The organism is Dactylosporangium sp. CA-052675 (assembly GCF_050947935.1).
Lineage (GTDB): Bacteria > Actinomycetota > Actinomycetes > Mycobacteriales > Micromonosporaceae > Dactylosporangium.
On the sequence record NZ_CP192010.1, the window covers coordinates 2,962,526 to 2,989,023 of the forward strand.

The window sequence follows — 26,498 nt, forward strand, 5'->3', positions numbered from 1 at the left end:
TCAGGGCCGCCGCGCGGCCCGCGACTCCAGGTAGCGCTGCTCGGGCCGGCTGAGCGTGAGCCGCGCCGCCAGCCGGTACTGTTCCCGTGCCGCGGCCCGGTCGCCGGCCAGCTCCAGCAGGTGCGCCCGCACCGCGGCGGTGCGGTGGTGCCGGGCCAGCAGCGGGTCCCCCGCGGCCCGGTCCAGCGCGGCGAGCCCGGCCCGCGGGCCGTCGACCATGGCCCGCGCCACGACGTGGTTGAGGGTGACCATCGGGCCGGGGGCGAGCGCCTGCAGCATCCCGTACAGCGCGAGGATCTGCGGCCAGTCCGTGTCCTCGGCGCGCGCCGCCTCGTCGTGCACCGCCGCGATCGCGGCCTGGAGCTGGAACGGACCGATCGGGGCGTGCCGCAGCGCATGGGTGATGAGCTCGGTGCCCTCGGCGATCGCGGCCGCCTCCCAGCGGCTGCGGTCCTGCTCGGTGAGCGGGACCAGGCCGCCGTCGGGAAGGGTTCGCGCGGGCCGGCGCGCGTCGGTGAGCAGCATCAGCGCCAGCAGCCCGGCCACCTCGCCGTCGCCGGGCAGCAGCCGGTGCAGCTGCCGGGTGAGCCGGATCGCCTCCCCGGTCAGCTCCACCCGGTTCAGGGCGTCGCCGGAGCTGGCCGTGTACCCCTCGTTGAAGATCAGGTACAGCACGTGGCGGACCGCGGTGAGACGCTCGCCGAGCGCGTCCGGCGCGGGCATCTCGAACCGGGCGCCGGTGTCGCGGATGCGCTGCTTGGCCCGGCTGATCCGCTGGCCGACGGTGGCCTCGGGCAGCAGCAGGGCCCGGGCGATCTCCGCGGTGCTCAGCCCGCCGACCGCGCGCAGCGTGAGCGTGACCTGCGCCGGCACGGTGAGCGCGGGATGGCAGCAGAGCAGGAGCAACGCCAGCTCGTCGTCCCCGCGCACCTGCGGCGCGGGCTCGTAGCCGACCGTCTCCTCGCGGCGCCGCCGGGCCGTCTCGTTGCGCAGCAGTTCCACCCGCCGGCGGCCCGCGACGGTGATCAGCCAGTGCTGCGGGTGCCGCGGGACCCCGGTCTGCGGCCACTGCACGGCGGCCGCGATCAGCGCCTCCTGTACCGCGTCCTCACAGGCTTCGAAGTCGCCGTAGCGGCGCACCACGGCGACCAGGACCCGCGGCGCGCACTCGCGCAGCAGGTCCGGCAGCGCGGTCACAGGTCCCAGGCGCTCATGTCGAGCACCGGGCGCACCTCGACCCGGGTGTACGCGGCGTCCGGCGCCTTCGCGGCCCAGGCGACCGCCTCGTCGAGGTCGGCGACGTCGATGAGGTAGAAGCCGGCCAGGTGCTCCTTGGACTCGGCGTACGGGCCGTCGGAGGTGATCGTCCGGCCGTCGCGCACCGAGACCTGGGTGGCCAGGGCCGGGTCGCCGAGCCCCTCGCTGACCACCAGCACCCCGGCCTCGCGCATCTCCTCGGTGAGCCGCAGGTGCCCGAGGCCGAAGTCGGTGCGCTGCTGCTCGCTCAGCGTCTCCCAGACCGCCAGGGACTGCGGGTTCGACTGGATCAGGATGACGTACTTCATGGTTGCTCTCCTTCGCTCCTGCGGGGATGTCGAAACCGGGGCCGCCGGTTTCGACATCCCGGCAACAAGTGAAAGGCAGGAGTTGTCATGGATGAGATCCGGGACGTCATCGAAGGTAAGGCCGCGCTGCTGGAGACCGGCGACGCCAGGGCGATCATGGCGTACTACGCGCCCAGCTACGTGGAGTACACGCTCGCCCCGCCGCTGCGCCAGCCCGGCGACGGCCGGGACCCGGCCCCGCTGGAGTCGTGGATGGCCACCTTCGAGGCGCCGCCGCGCCGCGAGGTCACCCGGCTGGAGATCACCGCGGACGGCGACGTGGCGTTCGCGACCAGCCTCGACCGCCTGTCCGCGGTGCCGCGCGGCTCGGCCGAAGGCTTCAGCCTGTGGTTCCGGGTGACGCTGGGACTGCGTCGCATCGACGGGCGCTGGCTCGTGACGCACGAGCACGAGTCGGTACCGTTCGAGATGGACGGCTCGCTGCGCGCCTCGGTGGGGCTGACCCCGTCCGACTGAGCGGGCTCACGCCGATGCCGGTTGGAGGGCCCATTCCACCGTGACGGTCACGGCCAGCCGCTGCCGCCCCGGTTCGATCGGCATCGGTGCGCCCGCCCCGGCCCGGTAGTCCCGGCCGCCCGGCATCACGTCGCCGGCCGGCACCTCGCTCACCCGGACGACCCGGCCCAGGGGCCGGCCGGCCGCCCGGGCATACAGGTCGGCCTTCGCCCGGGCGTCGGCGAAGGCCTGCCTGCGCGCCTCGGCGAGCAGCGCCGTGTCGTCCTCGATGGCGTACCACACGCCGTTGAGCCGTGCGGCGTCCCCGCCCGCCGCGATGGCCCCGGAGATGACGGTCCCGGCCCGCGGCAGGTCCCGGATGGTCGCGGTGATCCCCTGGCTGACGGTGTAGCCGGTGATCGCGCCGTCGTCGTTGCCGCGCTGCGAGCCGACGGTGACGTTCGACGTCTGCAGGTCGGCCCTCGTCAGCCCGGCACGCACCAGCGCGTCGCGCATCCGGGTGGCCGCGGTGTTCGCGCGGTCCATGGCTTCGCCGACCGCGGACGCGCTGGTCTCGACGGCAAGATCGGCGGTGAGCGTGTCGGGCTCACCGGAGACCTCGCCGGTACCGGTGACCAGCACGCTGTCCGCGGCCTGCGCGGCAGATGCCGGCCGCCCGCCGAACAGCGACGAGGAGAGCACAACGAGGCTCGTCAGCGCGACGAGCACCGGCGCACTGGCACGTGATCGGGACATTATCCACCTTTGGGTCGTTTTGCCCCCTATTGAAGCGGACGGTGTCGTGCCCCGCCGGACGATCGGCGAAACCGGCGCTCGGCGCCGCCCGGACCACGCCGTCCAGGCGACGGTGACGGTCGGCAACGCTCACCGATACCTGCCGAATTGGCCCGCGAATCAGGACAGACAAGCGGCCCCCGAACTCCGCATAATGTGAGCCGTTCACACGTACGGGGGACGAAAACGATGAAGACAACGATCCGGGCCGCCATCTCCGTGGTGCTGCTCGCCGGGTTCTACCTGCTGGCCGTCGCGCTCATCGGCGGGCTGGGCTGGGCCACCGTCTGGCTGTGGACCGAGCACCCCGGCGCCGCCGCCGGCAAGCTCGCGTTCCTCACCATCGCGGTCGCGGCCGGGCTCGTGGTCGCGTTCTGGAAGATCCTGACCGCCAAGCCCGGCGAGCCCGAGGGGCTGCCGCTCGCGCCGCACGAGGCGCGCGGGCTCTGGGACACCGCGCACGAGCTCGCGCACCAGGTCGGCACCCGGGCGCCCGACGAGATCCGGCTCATCCCCGACGTCAACGCCGCGGTGGCCGAGCAGACGCGCTTCCTCGGACTGGCCGGGGGCCGCCGGATCATGTACGTCGGCCTGCCGCTCCTGCAGGCCTTCACCGTCGCCCAGCTGCGCTCGGTCCTCGCGCACGAGCTCGGCCACTACTCCGGCAGCCACACCAGGCTCGGCGCCCTGGCCCACCGGGGTCGGATGGCGATCGTGCAGACCATCGCGCAGGTCGGGCCGAGCAGCCTCGCCGGGTTCGTGTTCCGCGCCTACGCGCGGCTCTACATCCTCGTCGAGCAGGCGGTGAGCCGGCGCATGGAGTACGAGGCCGACGAGTTCTCGGTGCGGATCGCGGGCCGGGCGGCCGCCGTGAGCTCGATGCGCGACCTCGCGGTCGTGGACGCCGCGTGGAACTTCTTCGTCGGGCGGTACGTCACCATCGGCTGGGACGCCAAGCTCGCCCCCCGCGACGTCTTCGGCGGATTCGCCCAGCTGCTGCAGGGGCGCTCCGGCGAGCTGGCCAAGCTGCGCGACTCCGCCCCGCCGGAGGAGAAGTCGCGCTGGGACTCCCACCCGCCGATCGCCGACCGCATCACCGCCATGCAGGCCATGCCCGACCCCGGGGTCGCCACGGACGATCGCCCCGCCGCGGTGCTGCTCGCCGACCCGGCCACGCTCGCCCAGCGGCTCCAGCGGGCCGCGCTCAACATCGAGGACAAGACGCTGCTGCCGTGGGACGAGCTCACCGACGCGGCCATCGCGGCCCGCGCGCAGCGCGACGTCGACACGCTGTTCCGTGCCGCGGCCCGGATGGGCGGCGCGCCGCAGGGCGACCTCGCGCTGGTGCTGCAGATCCTCGAGCGCGGCGGGGCGGGGGACCTCGGCCGGGCCGTCGAGCCGCACGGCAACCCGCGGGAGCAGCACGAGATCCTCGTCGACCGGATCGACTCCGCGATCGGGCTCGCCGCCCGCGCCGGGGGCCTGGGGCGCTGGAAGCACTCCTGGACCAGCGGCGCCACCTTCGCCCGCCCCGACGGCACCGAGGTGCCGACGATGGAGATCTCCCGGCTCGCCACCGCCCCGGAGACGGTGGCCGAGGCCCGCCGGCGGCTGGCCGAGTTCGGCGTCGACCTGGCCGCGGTCCGGCAGCTCTCGGCCGTCGCCACCGCGGACGGGGCCGAGGTCGTCGGCGGCATCGCGAACATGAACGCGCCCGGCAAGCTGCACTTCGACGTGCTGCTGCTGACCAACGGCCTGCTGCTCGTGCCGGGCCCGAAGTCCACCGACGACGGCAAGCAGCGGCTCGTGCAGATCCTGCGCTCGGCGCCGGTCGCGCAGCTGGCCCGGCAGCACCGGTTCGTGGCCTACGAGGACGTCCGCTCCGCCGAGATCCTCAAGAACGTGCCGATCAAGGTGCGCCTGACCATGCACAGCGGCGACGTCCTGGAGCTGGCCGAGACCTGGACCGGGGAGTCGCTGGACAAGAACGACCGCGAGCTGCTGGCCGCCGCCCTGAACCCGTACGTGACGGTCACCTCGCAGAAGCAGTCCTGATGCCCGGACGACGCCGCGGCCGCCTACATCAACAGCAACTGGGAGGCGACCGCGCAGTTCGCCTGCCCGCCGGCACGACCTCGATCACCGCGGTGACGAAGGTCGGCCACTCCGCGGACGTCCTGGACCTCGACTGGTACCAGTTCGTCTGACCGGCACCGAGCCACGGCGCCGGCCCGGCCCGGCCCGCTAAGACCGCGTCTCATTTGGGGCTGACAACGGCTCAAGGATGATGTTCAACCTGGCCGCGATCTGCTATCTGACCCAGGCTGGGTGCTCGTGGTGGAAGCTGCCCGAGGCGATGTTCGGCGTCACCGCGGTTTCGAACGCACCATGTCCTGGCTCATGCGCTACCGGCGCCTTGTCCGCCGCTACGACCGCCACACCGAACACTTCGCCGCGTTCACCACCATCGCCTGCACCCTCATCTGCTACCGCAAACTCAAGAAACACCCCAAATGAGACATGGTCTTATCGGATTTATACCCGCCAGCATCCTTGTCCGGATTCTTCCGCCCGAGGCGCGCGAAACGGCCTAGCGGGTCTCCGCGAGGACTTCGGTGCGGAACCGCTCGACGAGGGCCCTCGCCTCGGCCTCGCGCCCACGCGGCACGGCGACCTCGGCGGCCGTTTCCAGACGACGCGTCCCGAACCGGTTCATCACCTGCACGATGAACCGGATGACGAGCACGTCCCCCTCGACCAGTTCGACCGCCACGAGCCCCACCCCGACCGCGAGCAGCATCACGTAGCCACCCGGGCGCCGATACACGCCGAGCGGGCTGACGAAGATCTCGCCCGTCGTGGCGCGGCGGGCGGCCGGTCCGGTGCCGGCCACAGCGACGACGGCGAAGAGCACGAGGTAGATCGCGGTGATCATCGCGCCGGCGAAGACCAGTCCCGGTGCGCCCAGCAGACCGGCGCCGAGGATCACGAGACCGATGACGAGCGCGGTCCATGCCGCGGCGTGCGCGCTGCGGCGGTCCCGGCGCGCCTCGGCCTCGTTCGCGGCCCGCCAGTCCGCCTCGTCGTAGCGCCAGTGCGCCCGTGCCTGGCCGGCCAGCATGCGGTCGAGGTCGTCGAGGTGCAGGCGGGGCTGCGACGCCCATACGACGACCGGCAGCACGACGGCCAGCGCGGCGAGCGGAACACCGACCGCCGCGCCCCAGATCATCGCGGGATCGCTGTCCCAGGCGACGAACTGCACGCCGATCGCCACAACCATCACCAGGCAGGAACCGAGGGCGCCGAGGATCGGCGTGCGGACGTGCACGAGGGAGAACAACCGTTTCACCGCGCCGAAGGTAGCCGCGGCCGTCAAACGGGGGCCGGGGACGCGTGCGACGGCCTCACGAGGCGCGTCCCCACTTCGGCAACCACACCGTTTCGTCGGACGGGTCCATTCGCCTGGAGCCGAGGTACTCGCGAAGTTCGCCGAGCGCGGGATGCGGATTGAACATCATCCTTGAGCCGTTGTCAGCCCCACATGAGACGCGGTCTAATTGTCAAGTATTGACAGATCTCCCTGGAATGGGAGAACCTTCACGAGCGTCGATTCGGCGGTCGGCGGCCCCTCGCCGGTGCATCGATCGGAGCGACGTGAGAAGGCTGCTCTGCAACGTCCTGGCCGCGGCATGCGCCGCCGCCGTCACCGTGACCGCCCTCGGCGCGCCCGCCCGGGCCGCCGTACCCGCCGACCTCACTGGTCTCGTGAACCCGCTGATCGGGACGCAGAAGGAGGGCAACACGTTCCCCGGTGCGGCGCTGCCGTTCGGGATGGTGCAGGTGAGCCCCGACACCGGGTGGGGGACCGGCTACAACTACGACCACGCGAAGGTCTGGGGCTTCTCCCAGACGCACCTGTCCGGCGTCGGCTGCGGCGTCGCCGGCGAGGTGCCGCTCATGCCGACCGTGGGCGCGGTGAACAGCAACGACCCGAACACCTACGGTCAGGGGCTCAACCACGGCCAGGAGCAGGCGACCGCCGGCTACTACAGGCTCGGGATGCCCAACGGGGTCACCGCGGAGCTGAGCGCGACGCTGCGCACGGGCTGGCAGCGGTACACGTTCCCGGCCGGCACCGAGTCCAACGTGCTGTTCAACACGGCCCAGGCGCGCGGCCAGACGCAGGGCGCGAGCACGTCGAGCGTGTCGGTCGTGGGCAGCGACACCGTCGAGGGATCCGTGACCGTGGGCGGGTTCTGCGGCTCGTCGCCGGCCCACACGGTCTACTTCACCGCCCAGTTCTCGCGGCCGTTCGCGTCGTTCGGCACCTGGTCGGGCTCCACGTTCACGGGCGGCTCCCGGGCCTCCTCGGGCAGCGGCGCCAAGGGCGGCTGGGTGCGCTTCGACACCAGCTCCGACCGCTCGGTCACGGTGAAGGTCGGGCTCTCCTACACGGGCCTGCCCGGCGCGCGGGCCAACCTGAGCGCGGAGACCTCCTCGGCGGGGTTCAACTTCGACACGGTACGGCAGGCCGCCCACGACACCTGGAACGCCAAGCTGCACAAGGCCGAGGTCGACGGCGGGACGACGGACCGGCAGGTGGCCTTCTACACCTCGCTGTACCACTCCCTGCTGCACCCGAACCTGGCCGGCGACGTCGACGGCAGCTACCGCGGCTTCGACAACGCCGTGCACACCGCGTCGGGCTACACGCCGTACCAGACGTTCTCGCTGTGGGACACCTACCGCGCCCAGAACCAGCTCGTGGCGCTGCTGGAGCCGCAGGTGGCCCGCGACTCGGCGCTGTCGCTGCTCGCCGTCGACCGCGAGCTCGGCTGGCTGCCCCGGTGGGCGCTGGACAACACGGAGACGAACACGATGACCGGTGACCCGGTCACCCCGTTCCTCGTCGACCTGTGGTCGCGCGGGCTGCTGTCCGGCTACGAGGAGCAGTTCTACACGGCGCTGCGCAAGAACGCGTTCGGCACCCCGCCCGCGGCGACCGGGCTCAACGGCCGCAACGGCAACCCCTACTACACCGCGCTCGGCTACGTCCCGACCGGCGTCACGTGCAACCCGACGAACTCGTTCGACCACGACTGCCAGTACCCGAGCTCGTCCACATTGGAGTACGCCGCGGCCGACTCGGCACTGTCCATCATGGCCGGAGCGCTCGGGCACACCGCCGACGCGGACGTGCTCGCCGCGCGGGGCCAGAACTACCGCAACCTCTTCGACCCGTCGATCGGGTTCTTCCGGCCCCGCAACGCGGGCGGAGCGTTCGCGGGCACGTACTCGCCGACCGACGGCGCGCACACGTTCCACGAGGCCGGGGCGTACCAGTACCAGTGGCTCGTCCCGCAGGACCCCGACGGCCTGGTGGGCCTGCTCGGCGGCAAGGCGGCGGCGAACACGCGGCTCGACCAGTTCTTCGCCTACAGCGGCCTGCTGAGCGACCCGTCCGGCACCGCGCACAACACCTGGGTCAACGGCGCCTACGACTACTACAGCTTCACGACGTACAACCCGAACAACGAGCCGGACCTCCTGGCGCCCTTCACCTACCTGTGGACCGGCCAGCCGTACAAGACGGCGACGGTCCTGCGGGCCGCGTACACGCTGTTCGCCAACGGGCCCAACGGCGTCACCGGCAACGACGACCTCGGCACCATGTCGGCCTGGTACGTCTTCGCCTCGCTGGGCCTCTACCCGCTCATGAACGGCGCGAACTTCTACGGCGTCAGCACCCCGCAGTTCCCGTCGGCCAAGGTGACCGTGGGCACGCTCGGCGCGCAGCAGGGCGGCACGATCACCATCGCCGCGCCCGGCGTGACCGACGCCAACCGCTACATCGGCACCGCGACGCTCAACGGCACCGCGTTCACCCGCACCTGGCTGTCCCACGCCGACATCGCCCACGGCGCGGCCCTCAGCTACAGCGTCAGCGGTACCCCGGGCGCCTGGGGGACCGGCGCGGGCGACACGCCGCCGTCGGCGAACCACACCACCCCGCCGGCCGCCCAGCCAAACCTGGCCCAGGGCAAGGCCGCGACCGGCTCGGCCGCGTGCGCGCCGACGGAGGGCCCGGACAAGGCCGTCAACGGCAGCGTGACCGCCGGCAACGCCGACAAGTTCTGCTCCGGCGGCGGCTCGGCCTGGCTGCAGGTCGACCTCGGTTCCGCGCAGACGCTGAACCGCTTCGTGGTCAAGCACGCGGGCGCGGGCGGTGAGCAGGCGGCGTACAACACCAAGGCCTTCACCATCCAGACGTCGACCGACGCCGCCACCTGGTCGACCCCGGTGACGGTCACGAACAACGCGGATCCCGTGACGACGCACCAGATCCCGGCCACGACCGCCCGCTACGTCCGGCTCAACGTGACGACCCCGACCCAGACGTCGGACACCGCCACGCGCATCTACGAACTCGAGGCCTACGGCCCGGTGCTGACCAACTGGGCCCTCAACCGCCCGGCGACCGGCTCGGCCCCGTGCGCGTCGGCGGAGGGCCCGGAGAAGGCGGTCAACGGCACCGTGAACGGCGGCAACGGCGACAAGTACTGCTCGGTGTCCGCGAACGCCACACTGCAGGTCGACCTCGGCGCGACCCGGTCGATCAGCCGCTTCGAGGTGGCCCACGCCCAGGCCGGCGGCGAGTCGGCGGACTGGAACACGAAGGCCTTCACGATCGACGTGTCGGCGGACGGCACGACGTGGACGAGGGCCGTGGCGGTCACGAACAACACCGCCGCGACCACCGCACACCCCGTGGCGGTGTCGGGCCGCTACGTCCGCCTGACGGTCACCACGCCGACCCAGACCACGGACGCCGCGACGCGCATCTACGAGTTCCGCGCGCTCGGCTGAGCGACACGGGTGAGGAGCCGGGTGATTCGTCTGCTCACCCGGCCCGAACAGGATCGGCGAGGGCCGATGGGGCTTACGTTCCTTGCATGCCTCCGGCCCTCGTTCGCCCGTACGTACGGGTCATCCCCATCGCCCATATCCCGCCTGCCCCGCCGCGGCGATCGACGGTGCCGCCGCGGCCCGCCCAACCCACGTATCACCCGCGCCACATCAACCTCAACCCACCGCAGCAGCCGCCCCGGCGACGACACGCCCGTCGTCGCCGGGCCCCGGCTCTGGCCTGGGGCGCGCTGCTGATCACGCTCACCGGCGGCGCGATCGCCCTCAAGGGCGGCGACGACCTGATGACGCAGGCCCAGGCCGCCGAGTCCTCCCGCCTGGAGACCGCACTCGTGCCGGCGCCCCTGGACGTCGTGACGCTGACACCCGCCCCGCGGCGCCCGGACGCCCCGACCCGGGTCCGGCACTGAGCCGCGGCTTCACCCATGAGCCGCGGGTTCACCCTTGATCTGTATGCTCCGCGGATGGAGCAGCGGGACCGTGAAGTGCTCGACTGGGCGACGTTCGGCCGGGCGGCCCGCGAACTGGCGCAGGCCGTCGCCGACGACGGCTTCCGGCCGGATCTGGTCCTGAGCGTGGCGAGAGGCGGCCTGCTGGTGGCCGGCGCGCTGAGCTACGCCCTGGACGTCAAGAGCATCCACATGCTCAACGTCCAGTACTACACCGGCGTCGACGAGCGCCTGGACGCCCCCATGATCCTCGATCCCCGGCCGGACCTCGCCGAGCTGTCCGCGGCCCGGGTCCTGATCGCCGACGACGTGGCGGACACCGGCGCGACGCTCGAGGTCGTGCGCGCCTTCTGCGCCGGGCGGGTCGCCGAGGTCCGCTGCGCCGTCCTGTACGAGAAGCCCGGCTCGACGGTGACCTGCGACTACGTGTGGCGTCACACCGAGCGCTGGATCAACTTCCCGTGGTCGAGCCTGCCCCCGGTGACCGACCCGGCGGCCCCGGTCACCGGCTGATCCGCCCCGCCGTCGCCTCCGCTCCCACTGCCGCGTCCGCGCCGACGGCCGCGTCCGCGCCGACGGCCGCGTCCGCGCCGACGGCCGCGTCCGCGCCGACGGCCGCGTCCGCGCCGACGGCCGCGTCCGCGCCGCCGGTCACGTCAGGCGGCGTCTCGAGGCGGCGGGCGGCCAGCAGGAACGGCAGCGCCAGGAGCTGCAGCAGGCCCGCCAGGACGAACGAGTTCGGGTATCCCCACGCGTCCGCCGCGCGGCCGAGCACCGGCTGGAGCGCGGCCCCGCCGCTGGAGGCGACCAGCGAGTCGAACGACAGCACGGTGGCGCGCCGGTCGCTCGGGACGAGCCCGTTGAGGTACGCCTGCCGCGAGGGCAGCACGCAGGCGGTGACGAGGCTGTAGGCGGCGAGCAGGGCCAGCGCGAGGGGCACCCCGGCGACCATCCCGAACGCGACCAGGATCGCCGCGTTGAGCAGCGCCCCGGCGAGGAGCACCGGCACACGCCGCCGGAAGAGCGAGCGGAACAGCGGCGACAGCAGCCCGCCGGCGCTCTGCGCGAGGGCCTGCAGCGCCGCCGCGACCCCGAGCAGGCCGTAGGCGCGCTCGTCGCCGTCGAGCCGCAGCAGGTACGGCTTCATCGTGAACGCGACGTAGTAGCCGACCCCGGCCGCGGACCAGGCGCCGAGCATCACCCAGCGCACGGCCGGGCGCCGCCAGCCGTACCGCAGCGACGCCGTCACGACCGTGCGCATCCGGGCCAGGGGGCGCCCGGCCCGGCTCGGGGTGAAGCCGATGTCGTGCATGAGCCGCCAGGCCACGGCGGTGAGGATGAGCAGGAGCGCGGCGCGCACGAGGAAGGGCACGCCGACGTCGGTGGCCTGGGCGATGAACGCGCCGCCGAGGGAGCCGGTGAGGGAGCCCAGACCGTTGCAGACCTGGGCCTGGGCGAACACCGGCTCCAGCGCGCCGTCGTACTCCAGGAACCGCAGCGCGTCGACCAGCCAGGCGTCGGTCGCGCCGGAGAAGAAGGCGAACCCGAGGGCGAGCAGGACCGAGACGGCCGCCCAGATCGCGAAGCCCGCGTGCAGGCGCCAGGCGAGCCAGTACAGCAGCGTCGTGACCGTCAGCGTCGCGCCGCCGAGCAGGTAGGACACGCGGCGGCCCCGGGTGTCGGCGATGGTGCCCGTCGGCACCTCGAAGAGGGCGAAGCCGAGCGTGAAGCAGGCGTTGGCGGCCAGGGCCGCCGTGTTGGACAGCCCGGCCTGGAACAGCAGCAGCGAGTTGACGCCCCAGATCGAGGAGACGGCGAGGGCGTTGAGCAGGACGAGCGTCAGATAGGTGCGCCGGACCTGTCGCATCCGCGCTTCAAGCCGGTCACGTCTCGGGCCGGCCGGCGACCAGGCGGACGGTGAACCGGCCGTGCTCCTGGCGCAGGTCGACGTAGGCGCAGGTCTGGTGCGCGATCCACAGGCCGAGCCCGCCGGTCGCCGAGCGGACCGGGCGCAGGCCGACGAGCGGGTCGCGCGGGCCCGGGCCGGCGTCGCTGACCTGGACCAGGATGCGCCGCTCGGCGGTCCACAGCCGCACCTCGACCGGCGGGACGCCGTGCACGATCGCGTTCGTGACGACCTCGGTCGCGGCCAGCATCAGCCCGCGCACGTCGGCCGGGCAGACACCGCCGTGCGCGCCCGCGGCGTCGATGGCGGCGCGGACCTCGGCCGGCATCGGGTCGGCGAGCAGGAGTCGGGGCGCGGTGCGCTCCAGCGGGTCGCGCCAGGCCGAGGGGTGCTCGCGCACGAAGTCCGCGGGGTCGGCGAAGTCCGGGTTCGGGTGGTGCCCGGCGGCGGTGGCGACGAAAGGGTGCGTGCACCGCACCTGCTCGAGCGCGTGCGCCGGGGTGCTGCGCACGTCGTACATGCACAGCCCCCACATCGGGAAGTCGTCGTACGCCTGGTTGCTCGCCGCCTCGTAGCGGCCCCACCAGTCCCAGGGCCCCCCGACGCCCGGGTCCGGGATCTCCCCGGCCACGCGGATCTGGGCGGCCCCGGCGGCCACGTGCTCGGCGAGCAGCTCGCGGTACCGGCGGATCACCGTGGCCGGCCGCGAGTAGTGCTTCTCGCCGGCCATGAAGGCCACCGCCCCGCCGGCCTCGTCGAGGCGGTCGCGGAGCAGGTCCTGGCGGCGGGGCCCGAACGCCACCACCACCGGCTCGCCCGCGGCCAGGCCCTCCTCCACGAACGGCGTGACGATCGCGAGGAACTCCTCGTCGGAGTGGTAGAAGGCGGCCTCGTGGAAGAACCCGCGGTGCCCGGCCGGGGCGCCGGCCCTCACGCGTCCGCCTGCCGGACGAGGTCGAGCAGCCCGGCCAGCCGCCGGCTCGCGCCGGTGATCCGCAGGCCGGGGACGCGGCGGGCGGTGCGCACGAGCGCGGCGGCCGCGGCGACGTCGGCGAACTCCAGGCCGGACAGGTCGATGGTGAGCGGGTCGTCGCCGGGCAGGTCGGCGCGCAGCCCGTCGAGGACGGCGGCGAGCGCGGCCCGGTTCGCGATGTCGGCCTCGCCGGTGAGGGCCAGGCCGCGGGGCTCGGTCGTGTGCCGCATCCGCAGCTGGGGCGGCTGGGGATCGCCGGGCTCGACGGTGCCGGGGTGGGTGGCGATGTACCGCCGCAGCCGCGCCGGCGGGAACGTGCCCCGGTCGTACAGGCAGACCCCGCGGGCGAAGCCGCCGGCGAAGACGCGGTTCACCTCGGCCTCGTACCAGGGCAGGCGATCGGTGCCGGGCAGCGCACCGGTGGCCCAGCTCATGTCGGCGATGATCCGCAGGCCCGGGTGGCCCTCGTCGCGGGCCCGGTCGATCACGCCGCGCCAGTCGGCCGCGGTCTGCTCGGCGTCGAAGTGCCCGGCGGCCAGGTAGCTCTCCGCGGCGCTGCCGATCATGAGCTGCCCCCGGGCGAGCGCGTCGCGGATCCGCGGGTCCTGGCCCGCGAGCGCGGCGGCGAGCTCGTGCGGGTCGTCCTGGACGGTGCGGCAGATGACCTTGTCACCCTCGTCGAGGGCGCCGCGGACGAAGCTCTCCATGAGCCCGGTGCGCACGCCGGCGCCGCTGAACGGGACGCAGACGTGGTCGCCGGCCTGTAGCCCGGCCAGGGTCGCGGTGCCCGCCACGTCGTCACCTCACTCGCAGTGCTCGGATCATCACACAGTACCCGTGAACGGTGATCATCGCCGATGGCCGGGCGCGGGTTCCATCCCCGCGGGCTCCACCACCCGGCCGGACGGCGTCACCCGATCATCCGTCCCGCCGCTGGTCGAGCACCCGCCGGACGAACTGCTCGAACTCCGCGGCCGAGTCGCCGGTCCACACCATCCCGTGCTCGCGGATGATGAACCACTCCGTCGACTTCGCGCGCAGCTCGGCGAAGAACCGCCGCCCCGCCTCGAACCGTCCACACTCGACGGTGTCGGCCGTCACCAGCTCGCGGTAGCGGGACCCGCGGGTCAGCTCGCGGTGGTGGAAGTGCACGATGAGCCGCGGCCGCCGCCCGTGCGTGCTCAGCAGCGTGCTCAGCATCAGGTACTCGGGCGCGTCCGAGCTCGGCAGCCGCGGGCCGGCGTAGGTCAGCGCCCGCCGCCCCTCGTCGTAGGAGGTGACGAGGTCGAAGTCGGCCGCGGTCATGAGGGTCTTGTCGGTGACCGTCTGCGAGACGAACCAGTGCCCGTCGTGCGCGAACAGGATCGACCCGTCGGTCCACGGCTTGCGCTGCCAGAGCCGGTGCTCCCGGTGCACCCGCGCCAGCTCCGCGATCTCCCCGGCGTGTCCGGCGCCCAGCCGCTCCCGCTCCGCGGTGTCGACGGGTTCGAGGCTGCGCGTCGGGGTGTACTTCACCCGGATCGTCTCGCCGATGACGTTGACGTACACGTCCTGCCAGGTGTTCGTCCGGATCCCGCGCCGCCGGTCGAGCTCGTCGGGGTAGATGGCGTTGACGTCGAGCTCGTCGCACAGCTCGGGCACTGCGGTGCGGGCCCGCTCGTAGCCGGGCCGGTCCTGCCCGTCGGCGGTCAGCTCGTAGGCCGAGATCACGTTCGTGCGCACCCCGGCGGCGGCGAGCGCGGCGAGGTACGCCTTCTCGTCCTCGCCCATGCCGAGCGGATCGGTCGGCCCGTAGACGACGTAGGTGATGAGGGCCGGCCGCGGCGCGGGCACCTCGCCGAACGCGAGCGGCTCGGCGGCGAGCCCGTATTCGGCCCGCAGCGCCAGGAACGCCGGCCGGACGATCTCCCGCAGCGCCCAGTCCCCGTGCGGCGAGCGCGGATTGATCACGTAGAAGCAGCGGACCTCGGCCGGGCCACGTTTGTGGCAATAGTCGGATGCCTGTGCATCCCCCGACGTCAGCGCCGCAGTGACCACGCGGTCACTCTACATTGACCGGCCAGTCTCGCACGTCGAGCGAATCCGGTTCGCAAGGCGCGCGGGATCCGCGCGGGATCGTGCCGTTGTCGGATCGCGCGGGACGTCGGGGCGCGGATTGCGTACTGAAAAATTGCGGACTTGACGCGTCAGCTCTGAGAGTGTTTTCTGCAAATACTTGCGTACGCCGCTACGTGCGCGGGTTCCAGAGAGGACACCTCATGCCACGAGCATCGATGCGTGCGGCGCGGCGGGCGGTGGCGCCCCTCGCCGTCGCCGCCCTGGTCGGCACCGCGCTCGCCGTCGCCTCCACCCCGGCCCAGGCCGCCACCGCCGGGGCTACGACACCGTTCACCAGCTACGAGGCCGAGGCCGGGACCCTCGGCGGCGGCGCGACGACGGTCGGGCTGACCGCGGCGCCGACCACGCAGTACTCCAGCGCGGCCCTGGAGGCGTCCGGCCACGCGTACGCGCACCTCGCCGCCACCGGCCAGAAGGTGCAGTGGACGAACACGACCGGCCGGCCGATCAGCGCGATCGTGGTGCGCGCCAGCATCCCCGACGCGCCCGGCGGCGGCGGGATCACCGCCTCGCTGAACCTGTACGTCGACGGCGCCTACCGCCAGGCGCTCACCCTGACGTCGAAGCAGTCGTGGGTCTACGAGGGCAACAACCACTACAACGACAGCGCCGACCAGAACCCGGCCGACGGCAACCCGCGGGTGTTCTTCGACGAGGCCCGGACCTTCGTCACCGGCGCCCCCATCGCGCCCGGCGGGACCTTCGCGCTGCAGCGCGACGCGGCGAACACGGCCGCCTTCTACGACATCGACGTCGTCGACGTCGAGAACCCGGCCCCGATCGCCCAGCCGGCGAACTCGATCTCGATCACCTCGTGCGGCGCGGCCGCGGACAACCCGAACGTGGACAGCACCGGGCCGATCCAGACGTGCATCAACCAGGCGCAGTCGCAGGGCCGGACGCTGTGGATCCCGTCGGGGACCTTCTACCTCAAGGGGACCAGCGGCCTGCACGCGACCGGCATCACGATCGCGGGCGCGGGGCCCTGGTACAGCACGATCTACCGGGCCGTACCGCTGCCCAACCCGCAGCCCCTCGGCGCCGTGTTCGACCTCACCTCGTGCACGGTGCGGGACTTCCACATCGACTCCAACGCCACCAGCCGGGCCTCGGTGGACGGCGCCGGCGGCGCGATGGACACCACCGGCACCAACTGGGTCGCGGACGACATCTGGACCCAGCACACGCTGTCCGGCTTCTGGGCCTCCGGCACCGGCGGCCAGGTGCGCAACAGCCGGCTCACCACCATCTGGGCCGACGGCATCAACCTCAACAACGTGTCGCTGAACAGCTCGGTCGGCAACAACCTCAGCGCCACCAACAACTTCGTCCGCGGCACCGGCGACGACGGCATGGCGATCAACTCGGTGAACTACAACACCGACGCCAACGGCAACCGCACGTACTACACCGCGATGGCCAACGTCTCGTTCACCCACAACACGATCGTCGCGCCGTGGGGCGGCAAGGGCATCGGCATCTACGGCGGCGGCGGGCACGACGTGCAGTACAACGCGATCAGCGACACCGCCCGCTACATCGGCCTCGGCGCCGGCCGCTTCGGCGTCAACGGCAGCGACCTGCTCGGCGCGACCGTCTCCAACAACGTGGTGACCCGCTCCGGCGGCAATGGCTACAGCCAGGGCCAGCCGGCGCTGCAGATCGGCAACGGCGGCGACGGGCAGAACGTCGGCGCCGTCGACCGGGTGACGGCGGCGAACAACACCGTCGTGAGCTCGCTGTACGACGGCATCGGCTTCTCCCAGTCGACGAACACGCTGCTGCAGAACAACACCGTCACCAACCCCGGCCGCAACGGCATCGTCGTCGCGCCGCCGTTCTACCCGGCCCCGAGCGGCTCGGCGAGCATCACCGGCAACACGGTGACCGGGCTCAAGAGCGGCTCCTCGGCGTACCTCAACAACTCCGCCGGATTCGCGGCCACCCTGAGCGGCAACAGCTGGCAGGGCGGGGGCGGCCCCGTCCAGGCGCCGTTCGGCGGCACCCCCGCGGCGATCCCGGGCACCGTGCAGGCCGAGAACTACGACACCGGCGGCCAGGGGCTCGCGTACAGCGTGAACTCGGTCAACGGCAACGCCAACGGCTACCGCGCGGACGGCGTCGACCTGGAGTCCACGTCGGACACCGGCGGCGGCTACAACCTCGGCTGGACCGGCGCCGGGCAGTGGTTCCGCTACACGGTGAACGTCGCCACGGCCGGCCAGTACACGCTCACGGCCCGGGTCGCGGCCCCGAGCGCGGTGACCGGCGCCCTGCACATCGCGAACGCGGCCGGGGCCAACCTGACCGGCGCGGTGAACCTGCCGGCGACCGGAGACTGGCAGGCGTGGGGGAACGCCACGGCGACGCTCACGCTCCCGGCCGGCCAGCAGGTGCTCACGCTCGTGCAGGACACCGGCGGCTGGAACCTCAACAGCCTGCAGTTCACGCCGGGCGGCGGCACTCCCACCCCGACGAACCTCGCGGCCGGGCGGGCCACCTCGGAGTCGTCGCACAACCAGGTGTACGGCTCCGGCAACGTCACCGACTCGAACCAGGGCACCTACTGGGAGAGCGCGAACAACGCGTTCCCGCAGTGGGTGCAGGTCGACCTCGGCTCGGCCCGCTCGGCCACGAAGGTCGTGCTGCAGCTGCCGGCGTCGTGGGGCGCGCGCAACCAGACCCTGACGCTGAGCGCGTCCGGCGACGGCACCTCGTTCACCACCGTCGCCTCGGGGACCTACACCTTCAACCCGTCCGTGACGCTCACGTTCCCGGCGACGACGCAGCGGTACTGGCGCGTGACGATCACCGCCAACACCGGCTGGCCCGCCGGGCAGATCTCGGAGTTCCAGGTCTGGAACCTGTAGCTCCCATGTGACAGGGAACAACGGAAGTCCACGTCCGGCGGCGGGTTCATGCCTCGCGCGAGGTTTGGTTCCCGCCGCCGGGCGCCCCTTCCGGCCGCGATGTTCGCCGCGTGGACCCTCGTTCACCATCGGCGCGAAGGACCACGCCGACCCCTTCGGAGAGCGCTCTCTCAAGTTTGGCTTACGACCCGCTTAAGTCGGTTCGTACCGCTTGACGAGGTCGCGCGGCATGGACGAGCTTAAGCCTCGCCAAGGTTCGCGAACCATCGAGGAGTGCCATGCGGCTCGGCCGAAAACCCCTGATCGCTCTGCTCGCCGCCGCCGTGGTGGGCGTCGGGATGGTCGGGCTCACCAACGCCCTGGCCGACACCGGCGCGCCGATCACCGGCATCGCGGGCAAGTGCGTCGACGTCGCCGCGGCGAACACCGCCAACGGCACCGCCGTGCAGCTGTGGGGCTGCAACGGTACCGCCGCCCAGAAGTGGACGGTCACCGCCTCCGACGCGAGCATCCGCGCGCTCGGCAAGTGCCTCGACGTGACCGGCGCCTCGAGCGCGGACGGCGCGAAGGTCCAGCTCTACGACTGCAACGGCACCGGCGCGCAGCGGTGGGCGGCGGGCGCCGGCAACCGGCTCGTGAACACCGGCTCCGGCAAGTGCCTCGACGCCAGCGGCAACAGCTCCGCCGACGGCACCCGGCTGCAGATCTGGACCTGCACCGGCAACGCCAACCAGCAGTGGAAGCTCCCGGGCGCCACCGGCTCGCCGACGGCGACGGCCACGCGGACCGCGTCGCCGGCACCCAGCGCGAGCCGCACCACCGGCTCGCCGACGGCGACGGCCACCCGGACCGCGTCACCGGCACCGAGCGCGAGCCGCACCACCGGCCCGGTGGCCAGGAAGAAGGGCGTCAGCACCTGGCAGTTCACCGGCCTGTCGGACGCGGTGCGCAACGTGGGCGCCGGCTGGTACTACAACTGGTCCACGAACAACGACTCGATGCCCGCGAGCGCCGAGTTCGTGCCGATGATCTGGGGCGCCGGCGCGGTCACCGACGCCGACCTGGCCAAGGTCAAGAGCGAGGGCGCGGTGCTGCTGGGCTTCAACGAGCCCGACCTCAAGGAGCAGTCGAACATGACCGTGGAGCAGGCGCTCGGCCTGTGGCCGCGGCTGGAGGCGACCGGCATGCGGCTCGGCAGCCCGGCCGTCGCCTACGGCGGGGACACGCCCGGCGGCTGGCTCGACCGGTTCATGACCGGCGCGCGGCAGCAGAACCGGCGGGTCGACTTCATCACGCTGCACTGGTACGGCTCCGACTTCTCCGACGCCGCGGTGGGCCAGTTCCTCGGCTACGTGCAGCGGGTGCACGACCGGTACAACCTGCCGATCTGGATCACCGAGTACGGCCTGATGAACTTCAGCGGCACCCCGAAGTTCCCGAACACGGCCCAGATCACCTCGTTCATCACCCGCACGACGACCCAGATGCAGGCCACCTCCTACATCGAGCGTTACGCCTGGTTCTCGCTCCCGGCCGTCGGCGACTCCCTGCCCTACGGCCTCTACAAGGACGGCTCCACCCCGACCCCGGCCGGCGAGGCGTACAGCGCCGCGGCCTGACCGCACCGGCCGGACCAGGGGCCACCCCGAAGGACATGCCGCCCGTACGCTGGCGGCATGTCCTTCCCGTCCGCAGTCGCACCGCCGCCGGCCCGGCGCGTCTCGATGTGGTCCTGGCCGGTGCTCGCCCCCGGCGTCGTCCTGCTCCGGGCGGACGGCGCCGGGGTGGCCGCGGGCGGCGACCCGGTGAAGGGCGGGCTCGGCCCGGACAAGGCCACCGGTGCCGCGGAGATCGCCGGCGGGCGCCCGGACACGAAGGACGCCGCGCCGGTGCTCGCGGTCGCCCTGAGCTCCGGCGCGCTGCCGGCCCAGGTCACCATCGCGGCGACGGGCACCGTCGGGTGACGGCCGAACGCATCGCGATCGCGCGCAAGCGGCTGGGCGGGCCGGGCCGGTTCCCGCGGGCGTTCTGGCTCGCCGCGACCCTCGTCGGCGGGGTCGCGCTCGTGCTGCGCCTGATCAACCTCGGGCGTCCGCCGCAGGTCATGTTCGACGAGACGTACTACGCGAACGAGGCCCAGGACCTCCTGCAGCACGGCGTGGAGTGGAACCCGGAGACCATGCAGCCCGAGTACGTGGTGCATCCGCCGCTCGGCAAGTGGATGATCGCGATCGGCGAGCAGCTCTTCGGGTACAACGCCTTCGGCTGGCGCATCATGGCGGTGCTCTTCGGCGTCGCCGCGATCGTGCTCGTCATGACGGCGACCTGGCGGCTGCTGCGCTCCACGGTGCTGGCCGCGACCGCGGGGCTGCTCATGGCCCTGGACGGCATGCACTTCGTGATGTCGCGGGCCGCGCTGCTGGACATCTTCCTGCTGTTCTGGATCGTCGTGGCGTTCAACCTGCTGGTCCTGGACCGCGAGCAGCGCCGCGCGCGGTGGCTGGCCGCGGTGGAGGCCGGCGGCGGGAAGGTCCGCGCGATGCTGGGGATTCCCTGGTACCGCATCGCCTGCGCGGTCTCGCTCGGGCTCGCCTGCGGCGTCAAGTGGAGCGGGCTGTGGTACCTGATCCTGTTCGCCCTCGCCGCCGTGGTCTTCGACATGAGCGCCCGCCGCAGCGCCGGCGTGCGGCACTGGATCTCCGAGAGCATCCCGCCCGCGGTGGGGTGGACCCTCGCGATCGGCGGGATCGCGCTGTTCGCCTACGTCAACGTCTGGTGGGGCTGGTTCCTGTCCGACGACGGCTACTTCCGGCACTGGTACGCCGCGACGCACAACCTGCCGCACGACCGCCTCATCGACCCGCTGGTCAACCTGGCCCACTACCACGACACCGCGTACGCGTTCCACACGACGCTGGACAAGCCGCACCGCTACCAGTCGTGGCCCTGGCAGTGGCTGCTGCTCGGCCGCCCGGTCCCGTTCTCCTGGGACCCCAACGTCTCCTGCGGCGCGCCCGACTGCACCGCCGAGATCCTGCTGCTGGGCACCCCGGTGCTGTGGTGGTCGTTCACGCCCGCGCTGGCGGCGCTCGGCTGGCTCGCCGTCGCCCGCCGCGACGGGCGCGCGTGGCTCGTGCTCGCCGCGGCCCTGGCCGGGATCGTGCCCTGGTTCCAGTCGATGCCGGAGCACCGCACGATGTTCTTCTTCTACGCGCTGCCGGCCGAGCCGTTCCTGGTCCTCGCGGTCGTCTACGTGCTCGGCGCGATCATCGGCGCGCCCCACAGCGCAGGGCGCCGCTCCGGGGCCCTGATCGCCGGGGCGTACGTGCTCGCGGTCGCGCTGTGCTTCGCGTACTTCTACCCGATCTTCGCGGGCGTGCCGATCCCGTACAGCGACTGGCTCGACCGTCTCTGGCTCGGCAACCGCTGGGTGTAGCTACCCCGGTGCCGCGCCCACCCGCCCGTGCCGCGGGTCGCTGCCGTCGGTGCCGGGCTTGGGCTCGTCGTGCTCCGGGACAGAGCGTCAGGAGCCGCTGCCGAACGGGTACAGGACGGTGCCGCCGTCCGGGGTGCGGATCGTGACCGGGAGCCGGCCCGGGCTGCCCGCGCGGCCGGTGAGCGTGTCGGCCAGGGCGGTCACCGACACCGGCTGGTAGTCGTAGGCGGCCAGGTAGGCGGGGGCCTGCGGGAAGGACGCGATGTCGTAGGGGCCGCCCACCGACGCCACGACGACCGGCCGGCCGGTGGCGAGCAGCGCCTCGACCAGCGCCACCTGGGCCGGGTCCGACCACACGTTGTTCGTCGTCACCACCGTCGCGTCGGCGGCCCCGGCCGCGGCCACCGCCTGCGCGATGACGGCCGGCGACGGGGAGCCGGTCCACAGCCGGGTCGCGGCCACCCCGCGCGCGTTGAGCCCGTCGGTGAGGTTCTGCGTGGTGCTCACGCCCCAGCCGGTGACGAGCACGTGCGCGCCGGGCGCGAGGGGGAGCCCGGCGCCGCGCAGCTTCGTGATCGAACGGGCGGCGATCGTGGACATGGTCCGCAGGTGCTCCGGGGTGCCGACCACGGGCGCCGGCACGTCGCCGCGCCCGAAGAGCCCGAGCTCTTGCTTCATGCGCAGGATCCGCCGGACCGACCGGTCGATCCGCGCCGTCGACAGCGTCCCGGCCGCGACGGCGTCGAGCACCGCCTGGATGGCCGCGGGCGGGTCGGCCGGCATGAGGAGCTGGTCGACGCCCGCGTCGATCGCGTCGAGCACGATGCGGTCCGGCGGGATGTCCGCGAGGGCGGCGGCGTCGAGCGCGTCGGTGATGACCACGCCGTCGTAGTGCAGCTGCTCGCGCAGCAGGCCGGTGACGATCGGGCGGGACAGGCTGGCCGGCGCGCCGGACGGGTCGAGCGCGGGCGCCACGATGTGCGCGGCCATGATGCTCGGCACCCCGGCGGCGATGGCGGCGCGGAACGGCGGGACGTGCGTCGCCATGATCTGGGCCCGGGACTCGTCGGTCACCGCGACGCCGTTGTCGGTGTTGACGGTCGTGTCGCCGAGCCCGGGGAAGTGCTTGGCCTGGGCGCCGATCCCGGCGAGCCGGTAGCCCGCGACGGCCGCGGCGCCGAAGAGCGCGACCTGGGCGGTGCGGTCGCCGAACGCGCGCGGCCCGTCGGCGGCGTTGCGCGGGTTGGTGTTGACGTCCACGACGGGCGCGTCGACCACGTTGATGCCGAGCGCGAGCAGTTCCTGGCCGCTGACCCGGGCCGCCTGGAGCGCGGCGGCCGGGTCCTGGGTGGCGCCGATGGCCATGTTGCCCGGCGACACGGCCAGCGGCGCGCCGATCCGGGTGACGATCCCGCCCTCCTGGTCGGTGCTGATCTGCAGCGGAATGCCGGTGTCGGCGCGGGCCGCCGCCTGCAGCTGGTTGGAGAGCGTGGCCACCTGGGCCGGCGCGGCGAGGTTGTGGCTCCAGCTGAAGTAGATGACGCCGCCCAGGTGGTAGCGCCGCAGCACCTCGGCCCCGGTGCCGACGCCGTAGCGGGTCGTGTTCGCGGCGACGTCGGCCGGGGCGGGCGCGGTGGCGTTGTCGCCGTAGACGTACCCGACGAACATCTGCCCGACCTTCTCCGGCAGCGTCATCCCCGCGAGGAGCCGCTCCACCCGGTCAGTGGGCGCGGCCGAGGCCGCCGCGGGCAGACCCGCGAGCGAGAGGGCCACCACGGAACAGACCACCACGGACCGTCGCAACATGCGTCAATCTCACGCTTGTCGATGTCCCGGGTCAAGTCCCCAGCCCGGACGTCAACCCGGCGGCATCGTCGTCGGCGTCGTCGATCGAGCCCGCCGCGACGGGCGGGGCCGCGGTCGATAGGCCGGCGCTCGACGGGCCGGCGGTCGACGGATTGGCGCTCGCCGGGGTTGCGGGGCCGGCTACGCCGCGACGGCCTCCAGGTCGAGCACGAAGACCGAGCCGCCGTCCGGGTTCGGCTCGTAGTGCACGTCCGCCCCGTTGGCCTGGGCCAGGTTCCGCACGATGTACAGCCCGAGCCCGGTTCCGCGCACCTTCGCCGCGTCGCGCTCGGCCCGGGCCAGCCGCTCGAAGAGCCGGTCGCGGAACTCCTCGGGCACGCCCGGCCCGCGATCCTCCACCGCGACCCGCACCCGGCCCTCCTGGGGGCACACGCGCACCGCGGTGGCGCCGCCGCCGTACTTCGCCGCGTTGCTCAGCAGGTTGGTCAGGATCTGCTGCAGCTGCAGGGGATCGGCCAGCGCCGCCGCGTCCGGCCCGCGCACCGGCACCCCCTCGGCGCCGGTGTTGGCCAGGGCGTGGGCGATCTGGCCGCGCAGCGTGACCGGCACCCGCCGGGCGTGCAGGGTGCCCGCCTCGCTGCGGACCATCGTCAGCACCTCCTGCACGATGCTGTCGAGGCGGTGCGCCTGCCGGGTGATGCCGTCGACGACCCTGGTGCGCATGCCCTCGCCGAGGGCGGACCAGCTGTCGGAGGCGATCTCGGTGTACCCCAGGATCGCGGCCAGCGGGTTGCCGAGCTCGTGGCCGAGCATGCCGATGAGGTCGCGCTTGAGCCGGTTGGCCTCCACGAGCTCGGCGTTGCGGGCGGCGAGCGCGGCGGCGTCGTCGGCGTGGCGCAGCGCGGAGCCGAGCGCCTCGGCGAGCAGGGCCAGCTGCTGCTCGTCGGCGTCGTCGAACACGCCGGCGCGGCGGGAGGAGACCTTGAGCGCGCCGATCACGGCGTCGCCGGCGTGCAGCGGCGCGATGAGCATCGCCGCGATGCCGAGCCGGGCGCACGTCTCGCGGTCCACGCGCGGATCGCCGGCCGCGTCCCGGCAGTGCGCGGGCGCGTCGGCGCGCAGCACGGTGCCGCTGAGCGAGGCGTCGGCGCGGACCCGGGTGCCGAGCGCCCCGGCGAGGTCCCCGGCGGTCGCGGCGAACACCAGGTCGTCGCCGTCGGCGAGCTCGACCGCGGCGCCGTCGGCCGCCGGGAACAGCTCGACCGCCCGCTCGGCCACCACCCGCAGCGCCGCGTCCCGGTCGGCGGCGGCCGCGATCAGCTCCCGCTGGACGCTCAGGGTGTGCTGCAGCCGGCGCAGCTCCCGCTCGGTCGCCTCCGCGGCGGCGCGCTCGGCGGCGATGTCCTCGACCTGCATCAGCCGCCACGGCTCGCCCGCCGGTCCCGGCACCACCGACAGCGTCACGCGCACCCACACCGTCCGCCCGTCGGGGCGCAGGAGCCGCTGGTCGTAGCGCACCCGCGCGCCTGGGCGCAGCCCGGTCCACGCGTCCGCGGCGGTCGCGAGGTCGTGCGGGTCGGTGACGTCGCCGTAGCGCAGCCCGGCCAGCTCCCCGGCGCTGCGCCCGGTCAGCGCGGCCGCCGCCGGGTTCGCCTGGCGGAACACGTCGTGCTCGTCGCAGAGCACCAGCCCGAGCGGGCTGCCCGCGAACGCGGTGCGGAACTGCTCCTCGCTGCGCGCGAGCGCGAGCGCGGCGGTCCGCTCCCCGGTCACGTCCATGAGCTGGACCACGGCCGCCGCCGGGCCCTCGCCGTCGCTGATGACCGACGTGTGCGCGGCGACCCGCACCTCGGTCCCGTCGCCGCGGCGCAGGACCGTCTCGCGCGCGCTGCGGCTGCGCCGGCCGTCGGCCAGCGTGGCGAGCGCGGCGTCGAAGCGCTCGCGGGGCACCGCCACGAGCCCGGCGAGCTCCAGCCCCACGACCGCGGCCGGCTCCCGGCCCACGAGCTCGCTGAAGGCCGGGTTCGCCAGCAGGATCCGGCCGTACTCCCGCCCCCGCAGCCCCAGCACCGCCTTCGCCACCGGGCTGTGGTCGAACACCTCGGCGAAGCGCCGCTCGCTGTGCTCGTGGCGCTCCACGGCCGCCAGCGCCGCCGCCCGCTGCCGCGCGAGCTCGGCGTTGGCCTCGGTCGCCTCGTGCAGCAGCTCGCGGTTGTGCGCCGCGTGCTCGGCGTGGCGCAGCGCCCCGGTGAGCGCGTCGGCCACCAGCGTCAGCTGCTGCTCGTCGGCCTCGTCGAACACGTGCGGCCGGCGCGCGAGCACGACGAGGGCGCCGATCGGCCCCTCCGGGCGCAGCAGCGGCGCGACGACGAGCGAGCGGACGCCGGTCAGCCGTCCGACCGCGGGGCCGATGCCCGCCCGCGGGTCGGTGGCGGTGTCGTCGCAGCGCAGCGTCGAGCGGGTGGACAGGGCCAGGGCCGCCACCGAGTCGCCCAGCGGGATCGCGGGCCCGTCCGGCATCTGCCCGGCGGTCGCCACCCGGGTCAGCGCCTCCCCGTCGAACAGGTGGATCGCCGCGCCCTCGCTGCCGGGCAGGATCTGCAGCGCCCGCTCGGCGGTCAGCGCCAGCAGCGCGTCGCGGTCGCCGGCGGCCGCGACGATCTCGCGCTGCACCGCGATCGTGGTGCGCAGCCGCCGCGCCTCGTCCTGGGAGCGGGCGGCCCGGTCGGCCAGGGCGTGCCGATCGGTGCTCTCCACCGACTCGAGCACGACGAACCCGCCCCCGCACACCCGCAGCGACCGCGTCGAGATCCACAGGCGGGAGCCGTTGCGCCGCACGATCTGCCGCTCGCAGGAGTCATCGGCGAGGGTGTGCCACGGCTCGTCCGGGTCCAGCAGGAGCGTGAGCGGCCGGCCGGTGAGCTCGTCGCGGCGGTAGCCGGTCAGCACGCAGAAGGCGTCGTTGACCTCGAGCAGCTCGCCGTCGAGGGCGGCCACCGCCTTGGCGATCGTGCTGCGCTCGAACGCCTCGGCGAGCAGCCGGGCGCGCGACTGCTCGTCGAGCCGCTGCAGCAGACCGACGGTCACGCCTTCATGATCGACCGGCCGGGACCGGATCTGAGCCATCGTGGAACGCCACCCGGGGCCGGTCCGCCGCT

21 protein-coding genes are annotated in these 26,498 nt (G+C 73.3%); 11 read left to right on the top strand and 10 right to left on the bottom strand.

Going from position 1 to position 26,498, the window contains the following annotated elements:
- Positions 1-1,206, bottom strand: coding sequence for an RNA polymerase sigma factor (locus ACQP1P_RS13425; RefSeq protein ID WP_433089992.1), 1,206 nt, complete (start codon positions 1,204-1,206; stop codon positions 1-3).
- The gene (locus tag ACQP1P_RS13430; RefSeq protein WP_433086512.1) at positions 1,194-1,565 is read right to left on the bottom strand and encodes a YciI family protein; all 372 of its coding nucleotides are present in this window, start codon (positions 1,563-1,565) and stop codon (positions 1,194-1,196) included. The genes ACQP1P_RS13425 and ACQP1P_RS13430 overlap by 13 nt, the downstream gene beginning before the upstream one ends.
- Positions 1,566-1,652: 87 nt before the next feature.
- Between ACQP1P_RS13430 and ACQP1P_RS13435 the strand changes: the two genes are divergently transcribed.
- A complete protein-coding gene (locus ACQP1P_RS13435; protein WP_433086514.1) occupies positions 1,653-2,081 on the top strand; it encodes a nuclear transport factor 2 family protein in 429 nt (142 codons plus the stop codon).
- 6 nt (positions 2,082-2,087) lie between these two features.
- Here ACQP1P_RS13435 and ACQP1P_RS13440 read toward each other — a convergent pair whose 3' ends face one another.
- Complete coding sequence (locus ACQP1P_RS13440) at positions 2,088-2,816, bottom strand: SIMPL domain-containing protein (protein WP_433086516.1); 729 nt, start codon at positions 2,814-2,816, stop codon at positions 2,088-2,090.
- A 228-nt stretch (positions 2,817-3,044) separates the two neighbouring features.
- Here ACQP1P_RS13440 and ACQP1P_RS13445 point away from each other — a divergent pair, with 228 nt between their 5' ends.
- The 3 genes from ACQP1P_RS13445 to ACQP1P_RS13455 all read left to right on the top strand — a co-directional run bounded on the left by ACQP1P_RS13445 (position 3,045) and on the right by ACQP1P_RS13455 (position 5,372).
- Positions 3,045-4,910 (top strand): M48 family metalloprotease, encoded by a 1,866-nt coding sequence (locus tag ACQP1P_RS13445; protein ID WP_433086518.1) that lies wholly within the window; start codon positions 3,045-3,047, stop codon positions 4,908-4,910.
- Positions 4,910-5,062: a hypothetical protein gene (locus tag ACQP1P_RS13450; protein WP_433086520.1), complete on the top strand. Its 153-nt coding sequence runs from the start codon at positions 4,910-4,912 to the stop codon at positions 5,060-5,062. Before ACQP1P_RS13445 ends, ACQP1P_RS13450 begins: the two co-directional genes overlap by 1 nt.
- A 121-nt stretch (positions 5,063-5,183) precedes the next feature.
- A complete protein-coding gene (locus tag ACQP1P_RS13455; protein WP_433086522.1) occupies positions 5,184-5,372 on the top strand; it encodes a hypothetical protein in 189 nt (62 codons plus the stop codon).
- A gap of 73 nt (positions 5,373-5,445) precedes the next feature.
- On the opposite strand, the gene ACQP1P_RS13460 is transcribed toward ACQP1P_RS13455, so the two are convergent.
- Positions 5,446-6,204, bottom strand: a complete 759-nt coding sequence (locus ACQP1P_RS13460) for a hypothetical protein (protein WP_433086524.1) — start codon at positions 6,202-6,204, stop codon at positions 5,446-5,448.
- Positions 6,205-6,509: 305 nt separating this feature from the next.
- Between ACQP1P_RS13460 and ACQP1P_RS13465 the strand changes: the two genes are divergently transcribed.
- The 3 genes from ACQP1P_RS13465 to ACQP1P_RS13475 all read left to right on the top strand — a co-directional run bounded on the left by ACQP1P_RS13465 (position 6,510) and on the right by ACQP1P_RS13475 (position 10,744).
- Positions 6,510-9,722, top strand: coding sequence for a GH92 family glycosyl hydrolase (locus ACQP1P_RS13465; protein ID WP_433086526.1), 3,213 nt, complete (start codon positions 6,510-6,512; stop codon positions 9,720-9,722).
- A gap of 167 nt (positions 9,723-9,889) precedes the next feature.
- Entirely contained in the window at positions 9,890-10,192 is a 303-nt protein-coding gene (locus ACQP1P_RS13470; protein ID WP_433086528.1) for a hypothetical protein, read from the top strand.
- 54 nt (positions 10,193-10,246) lie between these two features.
- Entirely contained in the window at positions 10,247-10,744 is a 498-nt protein-coding gene (locus tag ACQP1P_RS13475; protein ID WP_433086530.1) for a phosphoribosyltransferase, read from the top strand.
- On the opposite strand, the gene ACQP1P_RS13480 is transcribed toward ACQP1P_RS13475, so the two are convergent.
- From ACQP1P_RS13480 to ACQP1P_RS13495, 4 genes are all read right to left on the bottom strand, one after another.
- The gene (locus tag ACQP1P_RS13480) at positions 10,734-12,098 is read right to left on the bottom strand and encodes an MFS transporter (RefSeq protein ID WP_433086532.1); all 1,365 of its coding nucleotides are present in this window, start codon (positions 12,096-12,098) and stop codon (positions 10,734-10,736) included. The two genes, ACQP1P_RS13475 and ACQP1P_RS13480, sit on opposite strands and share 11 nt — an antisense overlap.
- Before the next feature lie 16 nt (positions 12,099-12,114).
- Complete coding sequence (locus tag ACQP1P_RS13485; protein WP_433086534.1) at positions 12,115-13,071, bottom strand: anti-sigma factor RsbA family regulatory protein; 957 nt, start codon at positions 13,069-13,071, stop codon at positions 12,115-12,117.
- The gene (locus ACQP1P_RS13490; RefSeq protein WP_433086536.1) at positions 13,068-13,904 is read right to left on the bottom strand and encodes an MEDS domain-containing protein; all 837 of its coding nucleotides are present in this window, start codon (positions 13,902-13,904) and stop codon (positions 13,068-13,070) included. The genes ACQP1P_RS13485 and ACQP1P_RS13490 overlap by 4 nt, the downstream gene beginning before the upstream one ends.
- A 124-nt stretch (positions 13,905-14,028) precedes the next feature.
- Positions 14,029-15,147 carry a hypothetical protein gene (locus ACQP1P_RS13495; RefSeq protein WP_433086538.1) on the bottom strand — a complete coding sequence of 373 codons (1,119 nt, stop codon included), beginning with the start codon at positions 15,145-15,147 and terminating at the stop codon, positions 14,029-14,031.
- A 221-nt stretch (positions 15,148-15,368) separates the two neighbouring features.
- Here ACQP1P_RS13495 and ACQP1P_RS13500 point away from each other — a divergent pair, with 221 nt between their 5' ends.
- From ACQP1P_RS13500 to ACQP1P_RS13515, 4 genes are all read left to right on the top strand, one after another.
- A complete protein-coding gene (locus ACQP1P_RS13500; RefSeq protein ID WP_433086540.1) occupies positions 15,369-18,098 on the top strand; it encodes a carbohydrate-binding protein in 2,730 nt (909 codons plus the stop codon).
- Positions 18,099-18,376: 278 nt separating this feature from the next.
- Positions 18,377-19,717 (top strand): glycoside hydrolase family protein, encoded by a 1,341-nt coding sequence (locus ACQP1P_RS13505; RefSeq protein WP_433086542.1) that lies wholly within the window; start codon positions 18,377-18,379, stop codon positions 19,715-19,717.
- 57 nt (positions 19,718-19,774) lie between these two features.
- On the top strand, positions 19,775-20,062 hold the full coding sequence (locus tag ACQP1P_RS13510; RefSeq protein ID WP_433086544.1) for a hypothetical protein: 288 nt from the start codon (positions 19,775-19,777) through the stop codon (positions 20,060-20,062).
- Complete coding sequence (locus ACQP1P_RS13515) at positions 20,059-21,534, top strand: dolichyl-phosphate-mannose--protein mannosyltransferase (protein ID WP_433086546.1); 1,476 nt, start codon at positions 20,059-20,061, stop codon at positions 21,532-21,534. The genes ACQP1P_RS13510 and ACQP1P_RS13515 overlap by 4 nt, the downstream gene beginning before the upstream one ends.
- A gap of 87 nt (positions 21,535-21,621) precedes the next feature.
- Here the strand turns inward: ACQP1P_RS13515 and ACQP1P_RS13520 are convergent, their stop codons facing one another.
- Both ACQP1P_RS13520 and ACQP1P_RS13525 read right to left on the bottom strand, forming a co-directional pair.
- Positions 21,622-23,340, bottom strand: coding sequence for a glycoside hydrolase family 3 protein (locus tag ACQP1P_RS13520; RefSeq protein ID WP_433086548.1), 1,719 nt, complete (start codon positions 23,338-23,340; stop codon positions 21,622-21,624).
- A 180-nt stretch (positions 23,341-23,520) separates the two neighbouring features.
- Complete coding sequence (locus ACQP1P_RS13525; protein WP_433086550.1) at positions 23,521-26,427, bottom strand: PAS domain S-box protein; 2,907 nt, start codon at positions 26,425-26,427, stop codon at positions 23,521-23,523.
- Positions 26,428-26,498: the final 71 nt, after the last annotated feature.